Origin of the sequence: Burkholderia sp. PAMC 26561 (genome assembly GCF_001557535.2) — a bacterium.
In the GTDB taxonomy this organism is placed as follows: Bacteria; Pseudomonadota; Gammaproteobacteria; order Burkholderiales; family Burkholderiaceae; genus Caballeronia.
Map to the genome: position 1 here is coordinate 1,309,661 of NZ_CP014307.1, position 17,513 is coordinate 1,327,173.

The 17,513-nt window shown below is 58.9% G+C and carries 23 protein-coding genes; 11 read left to right on the forward strand and 12 right to left on the reverse strand.

Annotated elements, in window-relative coordinates; translation table 11 throughout:
• The first annotated feature begins 145 nt into the window (after positions 1-145).
• The 3 genes from AXG89_RS21510 to AXG89_RS21520 all read left to right on the forward strand — a co-directional run bounded on the left by AXG89_RS21510 (position 146) and on the right by AXG89_RS21520 (position 2,701).
• The gene (locus AXG89_RS21510) at positions 146-439 is read left to right on the forward strand and encodes a DUF4148 domain-containing protein (RefSeq protein ID WP_062002603.1); all 294 of its coding nucleotides are present in this window, start codon (positions 146-148) and stop codon (positions 437-439) included.
• Positions 440-679: 240 nt separating this feature from the next.
• Positions 680-1,846 carry a metallophosphoesterase gene (locus tag AXG89_RS21515; protein ID WP_062172342.1) on the forward strand — a complete coding sequence of 389 codons (1,167 nt, stop codon included), beginning with the start codon at positions 680-682 and terminating at the stop codon, positions 1,844-1,846.
• Between the two features lie 267 nt (positions 1,847-2,113).
• A complete protein-coding gene (locus AXG89_RS21520) occupies positions 2,114-2,701 on the forward strand; it encodes a DUF1344 domain-containing protein (RefSeq protein ID WP_062172343.1) in 588 nt (195 codons plus the stop codon).
• Positions 2,702-2,704: 3 nt separating this feature from the next.
• On the opposite strand, the gene AXG89_RS21525 is transcribed toward AXG89_RS21520, so the two are convergent.
• The 5 genes from AXG89_RS21525 to AXG89_RS21540 all read right to left on the reverse strand — a co-directional run bounded on the left by AXG89_RS21525 (position 2,705) and on the right by AXG89_RS21540 (position 5,032).
• Positions 2,705-3,541, reverse strand: a complete 837-nt coding sequence (locus tag AXG89_RS21525) for a DMT family transporter (RefSeq protein ID WP_062172344.1) — start codon at positions 3,539-3,541, stop codon at positions 2,705-2,707.
• Between the two features lie 136 nt (positions 3,542-3,677).
• Positions 3,678-3,839, reverse strand: a complete 162-nt coding sequence (locus tag AXG89_RS42250; RefSeq protein ID WP_162916099.1) for a hypothetical protein — start codon at positions 3,837-3,839, stop codon at positions 3,678-3,680.
• A 6-nt stretch (positions 3,840-3,845) separates the two neighbouring features.
• The gene (locus AXG89_RS21530) at positions 3,846-4,118 is read right to left on the reverse strand and encodes a hypothetical protein (protein WP_069638416.1); all 273 of its coding nucleotides are present in this window, start codon (positions 4,116-4,118) and stop codon (positions 3,846-3,848) included.
• Positions 4,119-4,150: 32 nt separating this feature from the next.
• Positions 4,151-4,618: a CBS domain-containing protein gene (locus AXG89_RS21535; protein ID WP_062002606.1), complete on the reverse strand. Its 468-nt coding sequence runs from the start codon at positions 4,616-4,618 to the stop codon at positions 4,151-4,153.
• A gap of 90 nt (positions 4,619-4,708) precedes the next feature.
• Positions 4,709-5,032 (reverse strand): TFIIB-type zinc ribbon-containing protein, encoded by a 324-nt coding sequence (locus AXG89_RS21540; protein ID WP_062172345.1) that lies wholly within the window; start codon positions 5,030-5,032, stop codon positions 4,709-4,711.
• Between the two features lie 131 nt (positions 5,033-5,163).
• Here AXG89_RS21540 and nhaR point away from each other — a divergent pair, with 131 nt between their 5' ends.
• Together nhaR and oxlT are read left to right on the forward strand one after the other, a co-directional pair.
• The gene (gene nhaR, locus AXG89_RS21545; RefSeq protein ID WP_062172346.1) at positions 5,164-6,057 is read left to right on the forward strand and encodes a transcriptional activator NhaR; all 894 of its coding nucleotides are present in this window, start codon (positions 5,164-5,166) and stop codon (positions 6,055-6,057) included.
• A 381-nt stretch (positions 6,058-6,438) separates the two neighbouring features.
• A complete protein-coding gene (gene oxlT, locus AXG89_RS21550) occupies positions 6,439-7,743 on the forward strand; it encodes an oxalate/formate MFS antiporter (protein WP_062003629.1) in 1,305 nt (434 codons plus the stop codon).
• A 63-nt stretch (positions 7,744-7,806) separates the two neighbouring features.
• On the opposite strand, the gene AXG89_RS21555 is transcribed toward oxlT, so the two are convergent.
• Positions 7,807-8,079 carry a cupin domain-containing protein gene (locus tag AXG89_RS21555; RefSeq protein ID WP_062172347.1) on the reverse strand — a complete coding sequence of 91 codons (273 nt, stop codon included), beginning with the start codon at positions 8,077-8,079 and terminating at the stop codon, positions 7,807-7,809.
• Positions 8,080-8,228: 149 nt separating this feature from the next.
• Here AXG89_RS21555 and AXG89_RS21560 point away from each other — a divergent pair, with 149 nt between their 5' ends.
• Positions 8,229-8,810, forward strand: coding sequence for a hydrolase (locus AXG89_RS21560; protein ID WP_062172348.1), 582 nt, complete (start codon positions 8,229-8,231; stop codon positions 8,808-8,810).
• A gap of 46 nt (positions 8,811-8,856) precedes the next feature.
• Here the strand turns inward: AXG89_RS21560 and panS are convergent, their stop codons facing one another.
• Complete coding sequence (gene panS, locus AXG89_RS21565) at positions 8,857-9,816, reverse strand: ketopantoate/pantoate/pantothenate transporter PanS (RefSeq protein ID WP_062172349.1); 960 nt, start codon at positions 9,814-9,816, stop codon at positions 8,857-8,859.
• A gap of 167 nt (positions 9,817-9,983) precedes the next feature.
• Positions 9,984-10,406: a DUF1810 domain-containing protein gene (locus AXG89_RS21570; RefSeq protein WP_062172350.1), complete on the reverse strand. Its 423-nt coding sequence runs from the start codon at positions 10,404-10,406 to the stop codon at positions 9,984-9,986.
• Positions 10,407-10,522: 116 nt separating this feature from the next.
• Here AXG89_RS21570 and AXG89_RS21575 point away from each other — a divergent pair, with 116 nt between their 5' ends.
• The 3 genes from AXG89_RS21575 to AXG89_RS21585 are packed head-to-tail and all read left to right on the forward strand — an operon-like array spanning position 10,523 to position 12,714.
• On the forward strand, positions 10,523-11,449 hold the full coding sequence (locus AXG89_RS21575; RefSeq protein ID WP_062172637.1) for an ABC transporter ATP-binding protein: 927 nt from the start codon (positions 10,523-10,525) through the stop codon (positions 11,447-11,449).
• On the forward strand, positions 11,446-12,207 hold the full coding sequence (locus AXG89_RS21580) for an ABC transporter permease (protein ID WP_062002611.1): 762 nt from the start codon (positions 11,446-11,448) through the stop codon (positions 12,205-12,207). Before AXG89_RS21575 ends, AXG89_RS21580 begins: the two co-directional genes overlap by 4 nt.
• Positions 12,208-12,219: 12 nt before the next feature.
• Positions 12,220-12,714: a cupin domain-containing protein gene (locus AXG89_RS21585; RefSeq protein ID WP_062172351.1), complete on the forward strand. Its 495-nt coding sequence runs from the start codon at positions 12,220-12,222 to the stop codon at positions 12,712-12,714.
• A 65-nt stretch (positions 12,715-12,779) separates the two neighbouring features.
• On the opposite strand, the gene AXG89_RS21590 is transcribed toward AXG89_RS21585, so the two are convergent.
• Together AXG89_RS21590 and AXG89_RS21595 are read right to left on the reverse strand one after the other, a co-directional pair.
• Positions 12,780-12,983, reverse strand: coding sequence for a hypothetical protein (locus AXG89_RS21590; protein WP_062002613.1), 204 nt, complete (start codon positions 12,981-12,983; stop codon positions 12,780-12,782).
• 503 nt (positions 12,984-13,486) lie between these two features.
• On the reverse strand, positions 13,487-13,963 hold the full coding sequence (locus AXG89_RS21595) for a DUF3331 domain-containing protein (protein WP_062172352.1): 477 nt from the start codon (positions 13,961-13,963) through the stop codon (positions 13,487-13,489).
• A 346-nt stretch (positions 13,964-14,309) separates the two neighbouring features.
• Between AXG89_RS21595 and AXG89_RS21600 the strand changes: the two genes are divergently transcribed.
• Positions 14,310-14,825, forward strand: a complete 516-nt coding sequence (locus AXG89_RS21600) for an RcnB family protein (protein ID WP_062172353.1) — start codon at positions 14,310-14,312, stop codon at positions 14,823-14,825.
• Positions 14,826-14,903: 78 nt separating this feature from the next.
• On the opposite strand, the gene AXG89_RS21605 is transcribed toward AXG89_RS21600, so the two are convergent.
• Complete coding sequence (locus AXG89_RS21605; protein WP_062172354.1) at positions 14,904-15,482, reverse strand: TetR/AcrR family transcriptional regulator; 579 nt, start codon at positions 15,480-15,482, stop codon at positions 14,904-14,906.
• 104 nt (positions 15,483-15,586) lie between these two features.
• On the opposite strand from AXG89_RS21605, the gene AXG89_RS21610 reads away from it, so the two are divergent.
• A complete protein-coding gene (locus AXG89_RS21610) occupies positions 15,587-16,054 on the forward strand; it encodes a nuclear transport factor 2 family protein (protein WP_062172355.1) in 468 nt (155 codons plus the stop codon).
• On the opposite strand, the gene AXG89_RS21615 is transcribed toward AXG89_RS21610, so the two are convergent.
• Positions 15,972-17,510, reverse strand: a complete 1,539-nt coding sequence (locus AXG89_RS21615) for a UdgX family uracil-DNA binding protein (protein ID WP_069638404.1) — start codon at positions 17,508-17,510, stop codon at positions 15,972-15,974. The genes AXG89_RS21610 and AXG89_RS21615 overlap by 83 nt on opposite strands.
• Between the last annotated feature and the right edge of the window lie 3 nt (positions 17,511-17,513).

Genomic DNA, 17,513 nt, shown 5'->3' on the forward strand with positions numbered 1-17,513 from the left:
CCCGCACATAAAGATTACAAGGCTTACGAAGACCGATGCGCGGATAACCGGCACGTAACGAAACATGCAGGTCCAGCACGACAAACGCGGAAGACGCCACCGGCGCTGCCGCACAAAAAAACCGCTTTTCGTGGAGAATCTCGATATGTACCGAATCCGCATGGCTGCATTGGCTCTCGTCGTATCAGTGGCAACTGCTGGAATGACCGCCCCGGTCGCAATGGCGCAAACCACCGATACCGCCGCTTCCACCCCGAAGCAAGTGCAAAAGGCGCAACGCAAGGCCGATCGGAAAGCAGCGCGCACCAAGAAAAATGCGGAACTGAAGGATCTGGAGAAGAACGGCTACAACCCGGCCGGCGACCAGACCAACTATCCGCAAAACATCCAGAACGCAGAGAAGAAGTCTGCGGCTGCAAAGGCTGCATCGGCCCCTTGAGCGGCGTTCAAGGTCTGTTCGATTGAAAAATAACCCGCTTCTTGCGGGTTATTTTTTAACGCACAAGAAGTTGGCAGCAACACCCAGTACGATGCGTCGGCAGGCTTTTTGGTGAACCGGTAGAATCGGATGCCGTTTTGCATCGGCCAATTCTCGGTCGATGCGCATGTCGGACATCGCGACGATTGCTCCGCGCCCTACGCCGGCCAGAAGCCGGCCTCACTTTCTACCAGGCGGCCTATGCGACGTTCCGCATTTTTCATCCGCATAATCGGCATCGGGATTCTGTTTCACGTGTATATCGGCGTGCGCCTCATTCCTGCGGCGCCCGTGGGGACCGCGCTCAAGATACTGGCGGTACTTGCGCTGGTGGTGTCGGTGATGTTGATTCCGCTCGGCATGATCGCGCGCAACATCGGGCAGCAGCCGCTTTCCGATCGCCTGGCGTGGATCGGGCTGCTGATAATGGGTTTCTTCTCTTCGCTGCTCGTGCTGACGTTTCTTCGGGACATCGTGCTGCTGGTATTGCACCTGGCGAGCAGCAGTGAAAATGCTGTAAACCCCTGGCCGGCATTCAGGGCATGGAGCGCCCTCGGCGTTCCGGTGCTGGCCGTGCTGGTGACGGTGTTCGGCATCTACAGCGCGCGCCGCCGGGCGGCAGTCAAGAACGTGGACGTGCCCATCGATAACCTGCCTGCAGCGCTCAATGGCTTCACCATTGTCCAGATCAGCGACATCCACGTCGGGCCGACCATCAAGCGCCAGTACGTGGAAAAGATCGTGGCCGCCGTCAATGCGCTGAAGCCCGACCTGATTGCCGTGACTGGCGACGTGGTCGACGGTTCCGTGCCGCATCTTGCTGCCCACACACGCCCGTTGTCCGAATTAAAGGCGCGTCACGGCGCGTTTCTGGTGACTGGGAATCACGAGTATTACGCGGGCGCCGACAAGTGGATCGCTGAATTCCGCCGGCTTGGGCTCACTGTCTTGCTCAACGAACATGTGGTGGTCGACCACGATGGCGCGCGCGCGATCGTGGCCGGCGTGACCGACTACGGCGCAGGCAGCTTCGATCCCGCGCACAAGAGCGATCCAGCCAAGGCGATGCTCGGTGCACCCGCCGACATCATGTTCCGCCTGCTCCTCGCGCATCAGCCACGCAGCGCGCCGGCGGCATCGAAGGCAGGTTTTACACTGCAGTTGTCGGGTCACACCCACGGAGGCCAGTTCCTGCCGTGGAATTTCTTCGTACGGCTGCAGCAGCCGTTTGTGGCGGGCCTCGAAAAGCTCAATGACCTATGGGTGTACACAAGCCGCGGAACCGGCTACTGGGGACCGCCTATCCGGATTGCCGCACCGTCCGAAATCACGCGCCTGCGCCTTTTGAGCGGCACGCGTCCCGCCTGAGACAACCGTCGCTTAACGCCGCCCGGCTATGGAAAGGATTAACGACTCTACGTCGATAACCTTTCCTATTATTTTAATTATTGAATTGATTCAGTTATCAAAATACAAGACACAATCTCCGGTTAATCTGTAATTGACGCGGATCAATGGACAGTGACGCAAGCGTCGCGGTATAAATATCGTTAGCGCTTTAGTGCGTTTGCGCTTCTGATTCGAAATTAAATTGATTTGAAGCGCGATTAACTATTTCATCGTCCGGAGAAATGCATGAACGCAAAATGGATTTTGGCTGCATCGCTGGCTGGCTGCTTGGCGATCGTAAATGTCAGCGCGCAAACCGATGATCAGCTTTCCACCGACGCCATTAAAACCGCGCTGGCCTCGGCGCCACGCCATCTCCAGGCGCAGATCGTGGGGATTGATATCGGTTCACGAACCCTTTCTCTCAAAGGATCCAAAGGACATGTCGTCCCGGTGGCGGTCAGTCCCCAGGTTACCAACTTCGATTCGCTCAAAATCGGTGATCGCGTTGATGTACTGATCAAGGAAGCCCTGTTGTTGAGAGCGGTCAAATCAACAGTTGCGGATGCCGGTCTGAGAAAGCGCGTCGATACGACGGCATTCGCCTCTGCGTCCGACGCATCGGGTTTCGGCGCGGCAAAGGAAATCGAGATTATTGCGACTGTGCAAAGTATTGATCAAAAGAAGAAAACGATTACGCTACGCGGACCGTGGCATACCGAAACGTTTGGTATCCCGCCGGAATTGGCCGCAAAAAAGCTCAAGGCCGGGGACACTGTTCACGTGGTATATATTTCTGCCACAGCGGTTGAAGTGACTCCGGTTGCAAAGTAGATCTTAAATCCTGATCAGAACCGCGCCGGCCGTAACGAGCGCGCACGCCACTACGCGTCGCGCGGTCAGCTTCTCGCTCAGGAACATCCAGCCGATCAGCACCGCAAAAATTGAGCTGAGCTCGCGCAACGCGGAGACCATCGCGATCGGCAGGTAGCGAAACGCGATGACCACAATCCCGTACGCCACCATTGCAATTGCGCCGCCCACCATGCCCTGCATTGAACGGCGCGGGTCGCTCAGAAATAGTCGGCGCGGACCGCCGTATCGGTACAGCGCGAACACCGCGAACGGCACGTTGAAGAGCAGATACACCCATGCAATGTACGCAAAGCTGTTTCCCGCGACACGCACGCCAAGGCCATCAACGATCGTATAAGCCGAGATGAACGCACCTGTCAGAAGCGCGGCCGGCACGCTTGCGGCGGCGAAACGGCGCTTGCGGAATGCGAGTGAGATGATGCCTGCCGATACCAGCGTCACCCCTGCCAGCGCCAGCGGCCGAAGATGTTCCCCCGCGAACACGAACGCGCCGGCGAAAACGAGCAGGGGCGAAAGCCCCCGCGCGATCGGATAGATCTGTCCGAAGTCCCCGGCTTTATAGGCTTTTGCGAGCGCCACGCAATAACCGAACTGCAATACTGCCGAAGCGCCGATGTACGGCCAGCTCTCGCGCGCCGGTGGCGGCACGAGCAGCAGTGCAACAGCGGAACACACGATATAGGGGAACGACATCATCCCGAACTGCCAGACGCGGTCCGCGCTGGAATGGAGGAATGCGTTCCAGGTTGCGTGCAGCAGCGCGGAAAACAGGACGAGCAAGACGATGAAAGGCTGCATCAGAAGGTGCGGGGACGGGGATGCGCGAACTCGGTTCGTGGCAATGTAAGGCGTTGATTGGCGAAAAGTGGCGGTCGGAAGCGCCTCATTATGACAGAGAACGGGCCGGGGCGACACGTGCCTCTCCTGGGGCATTTCAGACGGCACAAGCCTTGAGTGCGCCAAAAGCCGCCAGGAAATTCCGCATATCGATCCCCGACTCCTGCTGCTCGATGATCCCGCCGCCGGCCTGACGGCGCCCAACCTCAAGGAGCTCGTGGCGAACGTCGAGGCGCGAGCTGAATATCGCGCCATGCATCAGTTCTCAGGCGGCCGTGGCCGGCGTCCCGCACAACCACGCCACGTCGACCCTTAAAAGCCTGGAAAGACGCCGGCATTGTCCGCTGCCCGGCAGTGTGATCCCGGCCCGCCAAAAGTGGACCTCGTGCTCCTTCACGCCCATATACGATGCAACCAGCCGGGTCGTGAACCGTGCCCGCTTGATCGTCATATCCAGTTTCGTTGAAAACAATTTTCGGAAACGGTCCGAATGCGTGTTTCTGTCCAGATGGACTTCCAGTTCGTTTGCGCGTCGCATGTTGCTTAACCTCGCTAACAGGTCCGACATGACTATCGTGTTTCGGCTTCCGGCACATCGGCATGACTGTTGCCGCGAATGTAGTGCTCCAGTTGATGTATCGTGAACTGCTGCTCCGCGATCAGGTTCTTCACCAGATCGCCGATCGACACCATCCCGATCAGCAATCCTCCATCGATAACCGGAAGATGGCGGATGCGGTTGTCCGTCATGAGCGTCATGCAATGCTCGGTCGTCTGGTTGAGACGAACATAACGAACCGCCCTCGACATCACGTCACCGACCGGCGTCACCCTGGACGAGCGGTCGAGCAACACGATCTTGCGTGCGTAGTCGCGCTCCGTGAAGATGCCGGTGATCTGGTCGCCAGACGTCACCACCAACGCGCCAATCTGCTTGTGGGCCATCAGCTTGATGGCGTCGAACACGCTCGCCGTGGCCTCTATTGTGTGAAACGACTGATCCGGTTTGGAACTCAGTAACTGCGCAACGGTTGTCATTCAGAACCTCGCTGATATCCGGCCGTTCAACGAAGGGCCGTGTTTGATTGATCGAAAAATCCGAAGCTTAGGGGCTTCAAGGCTTCAAGGTCAGCCGAAGTCGAACAGCTCGCCGAGCATCGACTTCTTCTTTTTGTATGGATGACGGCGCTTGCGATATTCGTCGTCGCGGCGATCATGGTCGTCGTAGCGGATGCGCTCGTCCCGCCTGCGTTCAGTGCTGGCGTTCGTCAATATCGCAGCGGGCTGCGGCGCAGCGCTCTGCACGCGGCCTTCTTCCGGCGCACGCTCGATCAGTTTGTCGAGCTCCCCACGATCCAGCCATACGCCGCGACACGTCGGGCAATAGTCGATTTCGATGCCTTGCCGGTCTGTCATCAACAGCTCCGGGGTCTTGCACATGGGACATTTCATTCTCTTGGCTCCTTCGTTTTCGTCGCTACCGAAGTCCCAATGTATAGTAAGTAAGCATAATGTAATATACGTATTTTCAACGTCGATCGTTCGGGAATATCGATGTATCGGGTGTCGCTTACAGGGCCAGGATGAACTTCAAGCACTTGTATTATTTTTGGGTCGCGGCGCACGCGGGTGGCATCGCCCGAGCGGGTGCGCAGTTGCACATCACGCCGCAAACCCTCAGCGGACAGATCAAACTGCTCGAGGAAACGCTCAACAAAAAGCTTTTCAAGAAAAGCGGCCGCAATCTGGAGCTGACCGACGCCGGCAGGCTCGCGCTCGATTACGCCGATGAGATCTTTTCCCTGGGTGCCGAACTCGAGAGCGCTGTCCGGCAGGAGAGGGAAGCAGCGCGTACGCAACTGCGCGTGGGTGTGGCGGATTCGGTGCCGAAAACGGTTGCTTACCGGTTGCTCGAACCGGCCTTGAACTTGTCGACCTCGCTGAAACTGATCTGCAACGAAGGCAAACTGCATTCGCTGTTATCGCAGCTTGCAGTGCACAAACTCGATTTGATCATCGCCGACGCGCCGATTCCCCCTGATGTGAACGTAAAGGCCTTCAATCATTCGTTGGGCCGCTCCACGCTGAGCTGTTTTGCACCCAAGGCGCTGGCAACCCGCGGCGCGAGGTCATACCCGGCATCGCTCAGCGACATGCCCATGTTGCTGCCCGGAACGGAATCGGCCGTGCGAAGGAAGCTCGATCACTGGCTCAAGTCTCGCGGAATAGCGCCGCGCATTGTCGGAGAATTCGATGACAGCGCGCTCACGCTCGCTTTCGGCCGCGAAGGCCGCGGTGTGCTGTTCGCCCCCACGGTCCTGGCGGCGCAACTCAAACGCGAACATGGACTGGTGGCGATCGGGCATATAGAGACGATCGTTGAGGAGTTCTTCGCGATTTCCATCGAAAGACGTATCAGCCATCCCGCGATTTCATCGATCATGAATGCGGCGCGGAGTACGCTGTTCAACGGCTGAAAACCCGTCCTCCTTCCATCGCGATGTATGCGGTCAATTCTTTCAAATAAATAACAAAAATAACTTACATTACGTTTAGCTTTCGACTATAACGGTCATACGTGTTGCGGACTGCCATGTCGCGCACCACGCCTCAGCCCGTCAGGCATGCCTGCGGGCTTTTTTTGGCCCTTGAAAAGTCGTCGAGAAAATGTGAGGCGTTCTTTCATATTCCATTCAGTAATAACCCGATCTGGTGAAAACCCCGTCATTTCTTTCACTTGACTTACTTGATATATCACATATTGTGTATCCCATTGCTACCTCTCAAACGAGACGGCAATGAGGCAGACGTCAATTCGGCGTCCCGAATACAAGGCAGCAAATGCCAAGGAGACAGTGATGGAAACGAATCGCCCGGTAGGAGAGTCGCGCCTGGCATCGCCGTGGGTGCAGCTCGTGTTCGGCGTGATCTGCATGGCCATGATCGCGAACATGCAGTACGGCTGGACGCTGTTTGTCAATCCGATCGATGAAAAGCATCACTGGGGCCGCGCGGCCATCCAGGTCGCGTTCACGATTTTCGTCGTGACCGAAACATGGCTTGTTCCAATCGAAGGTTATCTCGTCGATAAATACGGCCCGCGTCCGGTAGTCGTCGTTGGCGGCTTGTTATGTGCGGCTGCGTGGGTGCTCAATTCGATCTCGGCTTCCTTGCCAATGCTGTACTTCGCGGCCGCGGTCGGTGGCGTGGGCGCGGGCGCTGTGTACGGCACGTGCGTGGGCAACGCGCTCAAGTGGTTTCCGGATCGTCGAGGGCTGGCAGCGGGTATCACCGCGGCGGGTTTCGGCGCCGGGTCGGCCGCAACGGTCGTGCCTATTGCGCACATGATCAAGAACAGCGGCTATGAAGCGACCTTCCTGTGGTTCGGCCTGGGTCAGGGACTGGTCGTGTTCTTCCTCGGCATGGCGCTGTTCGCACCGCCGGCGAGCTTGCTGGCAAACGCCAAGAGCGCGTTGAAGACTGCCGTCTACAACGCCACCCCCAGGCAGGTAATGAGTTCGCCGATCTTCTGGGTGATGTACCTCATGTTCGTGATGATGGCGGCCGGCGGATTGATGGCGACTGCGCAACTGGGTCCGATCGCGAAGGACTTCGGCTTGCACGACTCGCCCGTTTCGATTCTCGGGCTGACCTTGCCTGCGCTCACATTCGCGCTGACCATCGACCGGGTGCTCAATGGTTTGACGCGGCCGTTCTTCGGATGGATTTCCGACAGGATCGGGCGAGAGAACACCATGTTCATGGCGTTCGCCATCGAAGCAGTCGGAATCCTGGCGTTGTCGAAGTACGGGCAAAGTCCCGTTGCCTTTGTGATACTGACCGGGATCGTGTTCTTTGCTTGGGGTGAGATCTACAGCCTGTTTCCGGCCACATGCGGCGACACCTTCGGTCCGAAGTTTGCCGCGACCAATGCCGGTCTACTTTATACGGCGAAGGGAACGGCCGCGTTGCTGGTGCCGTTCAGCAGCGTGATCACGGCGGCCACGGGAAGCTGGCACGCGGTGTTCATGCTGGCGTCCGGCATGGCGGCGCTTTCTGCGCTACTGGCTCTGTTCGTGCTCAAGCCGATGCGGCAAGCGCACAAGCAGAAGCATGCAGCGGCGCCGATGGACATGCCGTTTGCGTCGGTGGTGAAGGAGTGATGCAGCGTTGAGTTGCACAATGCCCGATGGCCGGCCATATAGCCGGCCATCGGTCGTTTCAGGTCAAGCCTGTTTCCGGCCGACCAGATAAGACACGCCCTCGGGGCCATATCGTTCGCTGTGCGCTTCATTCGTCATGAGATGAAACACATCGCCGATCTGATAGCGCGTTTGTTTTCCCGCGACGTCCAGCGTCAGCTCACCTTCCAGGATCAGCGCCTTCGCTTCGAACGCATGCGTATGGTTGTCCAGGGAAGCGCCGGCTTCCCGTTCGACCAGCACGGTTGTCTGAAAACCCTCGCGCGCAAGCATTTCTATGAAATCATCGCGTTCCATGATCGTTCCTTTGGGATTCGAGGCCACACCAGTCACTAATATAAGTTGAAACGCATGTTCTGCGGCCAAACGGGAAAACGCGTAAAATATGAGACTGTCCTCACATTTTCACGCGCATTGTCCTGCGCACGCTTTCAATTGGAGCCGTCATGTCTAGTCTCGATCTCAATCCTGAACGCACCGCGCTGGTAGCCATCGATTTGCAACACGGCATTCTGGCGCGTCCGCTCGGCCCGCATGCCGCCGCCGATGTCGTAGCAAACAGCGTGCAACTCGCCAACGCGGTGCGTGCGAAAGGCGGCCTGGTCGTCTGGGTTCGCGTCGACCTGACGGCGATCCTGCACCTTTCCGCGGATGCACCCACTGCGCCTCCTAAGGGCTCGCCCCCGCCGCCCGCGAGCGCGTCGGAGTTATCGGCGGAACTTGGGATTCAGAGCGGGGATGTAGTCGTGACCAAGCGCCAGTGGGGCGCGTTTTATGGCACGGATCTGGAGCAGCAACTGCGCCGCAAGGGCATCCGGACAGTGATCATGAGCGGCATTGCCACGAATTTCGGCGTGGAATCGACGGCGCGCGGCGCATTCGATCGCGGCTATGAACTCGTGTTTGCGGAAGATGCGATGACGTCGCTGAGCGCCGAGGCCCATGCGTTCGTAGTCGGGAACATCTTCCCGCGCATGGGGCGGGTGAGGGCGACTGCGGATGTGGTGAAGGCGCTGCAGGAAGGTTAAGACAGGAACGGTCCGATACACGTGTTGTGCCGGACCGTTTGGGATTTCAAACCTCGAGCCGCGACTCCTTCGCTGCTTCCATCTCCTGCGTCGATCCCTTCGCCGGCCGTCCGGCCCAATAGCCGGCCAGCAACGAACCGGACAAGTTGTGCCACACCGAAAACAATGCGCCCGGGAGCGCTGCTATCGGCGTGAAATACAACTTGCCGAGCGTCGCTGCGAGTCCCGAGTTCTGCATCCCGACTTCGATTGCCAGCGTGCGGCACACGGCTTCATCGAAGCCGAGCAGGCGGCCGCCCCAATAGCCGCCAAGCAGGCCGATGCCGTTATGCAGAATCACCCCGAACATCACCAGCAGGCCCACAGACGCAATGCTCTTCTGTGTTCCCGCGACCACGGCGGAAATGATGAGCAGGATGGCGATCATCGAAATGATCGGCAACGCCGGTTCGACCGCGCGCACGAGCTTGTTGAAAAAGTGGTTGATGAACAGCCCGGCGACGATCGGCAGCGCGACGATCTGGACGATGCTCATCAGCATGCCGTGGACATCGACTGCAATCGATGCATCCACGTACAGCCGCGTGAGCAAGGGCGTGGCGAACACGCCGACGAGCGTCGATAACGCACTGATGGTGACGGACAGTGCAACATCGCCGCGCGCCAGATAGATCATCACGTTGGACGCGGTGCCGCTCGCGACGCTTCCGACCAGCACCATGCCGGCCGTCAGGTCGGGCGGCATGCGCAACGCCTTGGCGATTCCCCACGCGGCGAGCGGCATCACCAGATAGTGCAGCCCGATTCCCGCAATCACCGGCGCCGGCCGCGTGAACACGCGCCGGAAGTCGGCGAAGGAGAGCGTGACGCCCATCGCGAACATGATGATGGTGAGCAGCGTGGTGACGTGGGGCGCGATGCCCGTGAACGAGGCTGGCGAGAAATAGGCGACGACCGAGATGAGTGCGGCCCAGACGGGAAACAGGCGGGTGACGCGTGAAAGCATGCTGATACGATCCTGGCTGATTTAAAGGGGGCGGGAAAACAGGCTGACCATGCCATCGATAAAAGCGGCCAAGGGCGCACCGCACAACGAATCCTTATGAGATCCGCCGGCCGCGGACAAAACGCCGAACCGGATTGTAGCGGTTTGCCTTACAGCTCCCGCCCAGGTTACTTCAGCCGCGCCACGGTGCCCGCATCCGGTTCGCCGCCAAAATACGTATTGAGTGCGAGTTCGAACGGCGTCTTGTCCGTGGCGGCGTGGGCGAACAGGGTCATCGACGAATGGAATTTGAGGTCGTCCGGGTAGCCGAAAATCTGTTCCACCGAGCGTCCCTCGAGCGCGTTGACGATTTGCGTCAACACCCGCAGACGCTCTCCAAGCACAGGATGATCGAGGTATGCGCGTGCCTCGTCCACTGAAGATATGGCGTAGCGTCGCGCCATGTCACTATGTCCCAGCCCCTGGATTTGCGGAAACACGAACCACATCCAGTGCGTGCGTTTCTTGCCGGTTTCGAGTTCCGAAGTCACCGTTTCGAACAACGGATTCTGGGCATCGACAAAACGTTGCAGATTAAACGAGTCGCTCATTACCGCCTCCAGATCGTTGCCGGAAAATGCTGCAAGTGATGTTCCCGCCATGCCTGCAGAAAAGGCAATCCTGCCCGTTTGCGAACGATATGCCGCTTTCTGCTATCTTGGCGGCCATGCAAAACATCATCGAAATTTCGAATCTGTCGAAGAGCTATGCGTCCGGCTTCACGGCGCTGAAAAATGTCTCGCTCGATATCCGTCGCGGGGAGATCTTCGCGCTCCTCGGGCCGAACGGCGCAGGCAAGACCACGCTGATCAGCATTGTGTGCGGGATCGTGAATCCTACAGAAGGCACGGTACGCGTGAACGGTCACGGCATTATCTCCGACTACCGCGCCGCCCGCGCAATGATTGGGCTCGTGCCACAGGAACTGACCACGGACGCGTTCGAATCCGTCTGGGCCACCGTTTCATTCAGCCGCGGCTTGTTCGGCAAACCGCCAAACCCGGCGCATATCGAGAAAGTGCTGCGCTCGTTGTCGCTCTGGGAGAAGAAGGACAACAAGCTTGTCACGCTCTCGGGCGGCATGAAACGCCGCGTGCTGATTGCAAAGGCTTTGTCGCACGAACCGGAAATCCTGTTCCTCGACGAGCCGACTGCCGGCGTGGATGTGGAACTGCGCCGCGACATGTGGAACCTCGTACGCGGCCTGAAGGCGAGCGGCGTGACGATCATCCTGACGACGCATTACATCGATGAAGCCGAGGAAATGGCGGATCGTATCGGTGTGATCAATCGCGGCGAGATCATTCTGATCGAGGAGAAAGCCGAACTGATGCGCAAGCTTGGCCAGAAAAAACTCGCGCTGCAACTGGAAGATGCAATCACGCAGGTTCCCGCAGGTCTGAGCGGATACCGGCTGGCGCTCTCCGCGGATGGTTGCGAACTGACGTACACCTACGACGCGCAGGACGAACCGGGCCGCATCATTACATTGCTGAAGGATCTCGCCGATAACGGCGTCCAGTTCAAAGACCTGCAGACGACGCAGAGCTCGCTGGAAGACATTTTCGTGAGCCTGGTCGGAGAAAAGAAATGAATATTCATGCAGTCCGGGCCATCTACAAGTTCGAAATGGCGCGCACGTGGCGCACGATCATGGGCAGCATCATCTCGCCGGTAATCTCCACGTCGCTGTATTTCGTGGTGTTCGGCGCGGCGATCGGCTCGCGCATTCCCGAAGTGAACGGCGTGAGTTATGGCGCGTTCATCGTGCCGGGTCTCGTGATGCTTTCGCTTTTGACGCAAAGCGTCTCCAATGCGTCGTTCGGCATCTACTTTCCAAAATTCACCGGTACGATCTACGAACTATTGTCCGCGCCGATCTCGTATCTGGAGATCGTGCTGAGTTATGTGGGTGCGGCCGCGACCAAGTCGATCATCCTCGGCCTGATCATTCTCGCGACCGCGCGCCTCTTCGTGCCGTTGCATGTGGATCATCCGTTCATGATGATCGTGTTCCTGTTGCTGACGGCGATTACGTTCAGCTTGCTGGGATTCATCATCGGCATCTGGGCGGACGGGTTCGAGAAGTTGCAGGTGATCCCGCTGCTGATCATCACGCCGCTCACGTTCCTCGGCGGAAGTTTCTATTCCATCGATATCCTGCCGCCGTTCTGGAAAGCCGTCGCGCTGTTCAATCCGGTGGTGTACCTGATCAGCGGTTTTCGCTGGAGCTTTTACGGGATCGCCGATGTCAGCGTGGAAATCAGCCTCGTCATGACGCTGGTGTTCCTTGCGGTGTTCATCGGCGTGGTCGCGTGGATCTTCAAGACCGGCTACAAGCTGAAATCGTAAAGGGTGCGGAATATGCGCGATGTGCTGATTGAAAAATTCGGGCTTCAGCCGCATCCCGAAGGAGGCTTTTTCCGCGAGACTTTTCGTGGTGCCGACAAGGTCTTTCGGCAGACCTCGCCGCAAGATGGACGCTCGGCGTCCACCGCGATCTACTACATGCTGTGCGACGGCGCGCATTCGGCGTGGCACCGGATCAAGTCTGACGAGGTCTGGCATTTCTACGCGGGCGAACCGATCAACATCCACGTAATCGATACCGCCGGCCACTTGCATACGCATCGACTCGGCAACGCATTGACGCATGCTGACGCCGTATTCCAGGCTGTTGTCCCGACAGGGCAATGGTTTGCCGCGGAGTTATGCGATCCGGCGACCTTCGCGCTGGTCGGCTGCACGGTCGCTCCGGGTTTTGAATTCAGCGAATTCGAACTCGCCGACATCGCGGTATTGACGAAAGCGCATCCGCAGCACGCGGATGTGATCGCCCGGTTAGGACCACGGGCCTGAAAAAGCTAGGCGAAAAAAAGCGGCGCTCTTCTGATAGAGACGCCGCTTTCTCGTGGCCGTTATTCCTATAGATTCGCTCTCACCGCATCGCGAACGGCATCCATCATGCCGCCGTGATTGAGCGGGATATCGAGTGAATCGGCGTAGACGTCCTGATCCGTCTGTGCGCGTGCCTCTTTCGGTTCGCGTAGCACTTGCGACTCATACGCTGTGTCTGCTGACCGGATGGTGTCACGAGCTACGGCGCGCTGCGCTTGAAAACTCTTCACGATGAACTCCTTGCAGTGATGGAGCGGCGGGAGACTGCGATCCTACGCAATTGCGATGACAAATTTACGACGCGCGGTCCTGCCGATGCGCGTCATTAACCTGTCGGGCCGTTCGCCTGAACCGCGTTGCGCATCCAGCAATGAAAGTGCGGCTCTACAGTGTAATAGCTGTCACAGCGATGGAATCGTACTTCTGGCGTATGAAACGAAGAGAGGTATATCAGCAGCGAGCGCGGAATTTGGCTTGGAAATTGCCGGATCGAAGAGACGGTTGCAAGAGGTAGACACAATATCTGCGCGGGTTTCGGAACACGCATCCACGGCAGCGCGATGCCACGCGGGCGAAAGCCTCGACGCAGATTTGCCTCGCCATTAGAACTTAAAGCGCCGCCTCAACATCAAAGCGGCGCAACGTCGTGTTTCATATTACGGAAAGCGCGTCCGCATTGTGCGGTAGCGTTTCCGTAGCATTTCTCGTGGCTAGGTGGCTTGCTCAGGCGTGCTCAGGCGTGCTGATCCTGCAGATCGGCGTCGCAGTTCTCATTCTGTGGCATGGAAGCCGCAAGAATCATCGCCGATGCGTTTTGCGGTTTCGGATCCCGTTGCGACGGCCGGTAAACCGCGTCGCCCCGATGAATGACTTCGCCGGTCAGGGCGCACGCACCGTCGGTCGTCGCGGTGGTGACGCGCCAACCCTGATAACCGTAATGGCAAGTTGCCGCATCCGACCAATAAACAATCGCAGTGGCGCTGCTCGGCCGTTCGATGACACGCACCACGGCTTCGGGAAACGGCCGTTCGGATTGCTCCGGTGGCGCCGCAACGTGCGGGTGATCGCGCTCCCACGCTCGCGTGAGCCGCTCTAAAAAAGGATGGACGGCCCGTTGCCGCGGGGCAGTTTCTGCCGCGCTTGCGTGGGTCGCTGTCAACGAGCGGACCGTCTGTTGCCACGGGTCCGCGCTTCTGGCTAACGCTGTCATGGTTCGTTCCTGGCATGGTTCACGCTCGAACTTACGCAATCGGCGTGTTCCGATAAATACCATTCAGGTGAATACACTGTCTTGTTAGCGCGAATAATCGCAACCGACGCTTATGCAATAAGGCTTTGCCCGATGTTGCGCCGCCGCGGCCAACATGATTGAAGACGATTGAAACTTTTAATTATTGCGATAGGCGATCAATTCGCCGGGTATTTCGCATGCAGACATCGTTGCACCGATCGAAACGTATGGAATATGTAAGGTGTCAAACTTTGCGAGAAAGCCTTGGAATGCGTCTTGCGGACGCCATACTGGCTACCTACTTACAACACTGAACGAGGTACTCGTGAAGAAAAGTCTTATCGCTACGGTAGTTTTGTTTTCGACTCTGGGCGTGGCATCAGCGGCATTTGCGCAAGGCGCTCCGGGCGGTCCCGGCGGTCCCGGTCACGACGACCACGGCGGTCAGCAGCAGCGCCCGGGCGGTCAACCGCCGCAGGGTATGCAAGGTCACGGCAACGGCTATCAAAATCAGAATCAGGCGCAAAACCACGGTCCGCAGGGCAACCCCGGCGGCCAGCACTACGACAATAACCGTCCGTCTCCCCGCGCCGACAACGGCCCGGGACACGGTGGCCCCGGCGGCCCTGGCATGCGTGGCGACAGCCCGCGCGAATGGCGCCGTGGAGACCGGTTGCCCAATGATTACCGCGACCGTCAGTATGTGGTCGACGACTACCGCGGCTATGGCCTGCGACAGCCGCCACGCGGATACCACTGGGTTGGCGTTGGCGGCGACTATGTCCTCGCTGCGATCGCAACGGGCGTGATCGCTCAGATCGTGCTCAGCGGCGGACACTAAAACCAGCCGGTTGGCGTAACGCAACGCAAAGAGGCCGTTCAATGAATGGCCTCTTTTGTTGTGCCGGTGAACGGGCGCTCAACTTGGATCTGCAATTGCCTTCACCACACGAGCCAGCGACTTCAGCGTGGCGTCAGGCGAATCCTCGAATTGTGCACCGATGATGGCGCCATCCACGGCCATTGCCAACGCGCGAGCATCCGCCTTGGCGGTCCTGGAACCGGGAGGCAGCAATGTCCTGATGACATCCGCCATATCCTGTTTGTGACGCCGCGAGATATCGACCGCTTCAGGCAGCGTACCGCCCACTTCCACCACCGCGTTGATGAACGCGCACCCGCGATACACCTCGCTCCCGAACCATTCCGCGAGCGTGGGCACGAGCGCGTTGGCATCGCCGCCGTGGCGTTTGACGGCGTCCTCGAACCACGCCATCCAGTTACGATGCCGGTAATCCAGGAACGCCACGATCAGATCGTTTTTCGCCGGATAGTATCGATAAAACGTCTTCTTCGCGACGCCCGATTCTGCGATCACGCGATCGATTCCCGTAGCACGTATGCCATCGCGGTAGAAGAGATTGTGCGCGGTAACGAGAATCCGTTCGGCGGGCGGCAGGTCCGCCGCGAAGTCCTTGGTGGAAGCAAGTAGGTTCATGATCGACCATTGTAGACAGGTCTGTCTACCTGCGCTAGAGTACGCCGGTAGACAGACCTGTCTCCACTAGCCAAGCCGCTCGATAACCTCGCCAAGGACCCGACATGGAAAGCAAACCGCCGTTCCCCCCGTTCAATGCTGAAACCGCCAAGCAGAAGGTCCGTCTCGCTGAGGACGGATGGAATTCGCGCGATCCCAAGCGGGTTGCGCTGGCATATAGCGAAGACACCCGCTGGCGTAATCGTGCGGAGTTCGTGTCGGGCCGTGCTGAAGCCGAGGCATTTCTTGAGCGCAAATGGGCGCGTGAACTCGACTATCGGCTGATCAAGGAGTTGTGGGCATTCACCGGTTCGCGGATCGCGGTGCGTTTTGCCTACGAATGGCACGATGATTCGAAGAACTGGTTTCGCAGCTTCGGTAACGAAAACTGGGAATTCAACGAAGCGGGTCTGATGACGCATCGGCATGCGAGCATCAACGACTTGCCCATCAAGGAATCAGAGCGCAAATATCACTGGCCTCTGGGTCGTCGTCCCGACGATCATCCCGGCCTGAGCGACCTGGGCTTCTGAGGCCGGTAGCATCTGGCGCGGCGGCTGAAGCCAGCATTTGCGCGCGCTCCAGCGCCGACACGATCACATCGACGGCGCGATCGCGCGCAATTTCATCTTGCTGGCGAAGTGCAAACGACGGGTGATAGGTGGTGACCAGCCATCCGCCGTTGAACGGCAAGGTCTTATCCAGATGACTGCCGAGCGTGGCCTGTTTCCCAACAAGACTGTGCAGCGCGGTTGCGCCCAGCGCGACGATCACGCGTGGCTTCACCGTCGCGAGTTCCTGCTCGAGCCACACAGAACAGGCATCGACTTCACGCTGTGCCGGCGTCTTGTGCAGCCGGCGCTTGCCGCGCGGTTCCCACTTGAAGTGCTTGACCGCGTTGGTCATGTACACGTCGGCGCGATCGAGGCCGGAGCGTTGCATTGCCGAATCGAGCAGTTGTCCTGCGGGACCGACGAACGGACGCCCCTTCAGATCTTCCTGATCGCCTGGCTGCTCGCCGACCAGCATGATCGCGGCCTGTACCGGACCTTCGCCCTGCACGGCTTGCGTCGCTTCGCGCCAAAGCTCGCAGCGGCGGCAGGCATCGAGGGATGTGGTTGCATGGCGGGCAGGCTGGGCCTTTTCCGCTTCCATGATGATTGCCTTGCCGCTCGTCAGGCTGAGCGCGCCGACACCGCTCGCCTGCGCCACTTTTCCGGCGCCGCTGCGAGCCTCGCTGATCATTTGCGGAATCAACGGGCCCTCCGGCAAGCCCTTCCAGAACCGCACGGGCATGTGCTGATGCAAGGCGGTTTCGTTGAGGCGCGCCGGATTGAAGGTGCTTTTGTAGTAAGTCAGCCAGAGTTTTTCGGCATCGTCTTCGTTTTCAGGAAGGTGGTCGGCCGCGATCGCGGGGCGTCGCTCGATGCGCAGTTCCGTCCCGCTCCACATGGCGGCGCCGTGCGGCGTGGTGATCATCCACGATGAACGGCCCATGCGCTGGGCAAAGTGATCGGCGCTCCAGGCGAGGACATCGTGATCGGGTTCGTACCACGCGACATATTCCGGCGCGCCGAGGGCCGGGTCGCGTTTGCGGAAACGCACGTACGCGATCATGTCGTGTTGCGCGCGCCGTACCGATTTGGCCATCTTGTGCAGACGCACGCCGTCTTCGTCGGCGGCCGATTCCACCGCGCGGTCGCCTTGCGACCATCGCCAGATCAGCTTGTAGAGGAATGCCCAGCGTTCGGAATCGCGGAATGACGCCGCTTCTTTCAGCAGCGTTGCAAAAGTCTTGGAGATCGAGAGAACGGGCGCATCGGAGGGCAGGCCGGGCGGCATTTCTGCGTCGAAAAGAGAGGGGTCGCTTGCCGTGTGGTCGCTGATTTCCCGCCATTCGATCAATTCCGGCGGCAGTTTCTCCGCGAGCGCCGACAACGCAGCCGCGCGCCAAGCAGCATATTCACCATCGATGACAACCGTCCGCATCCG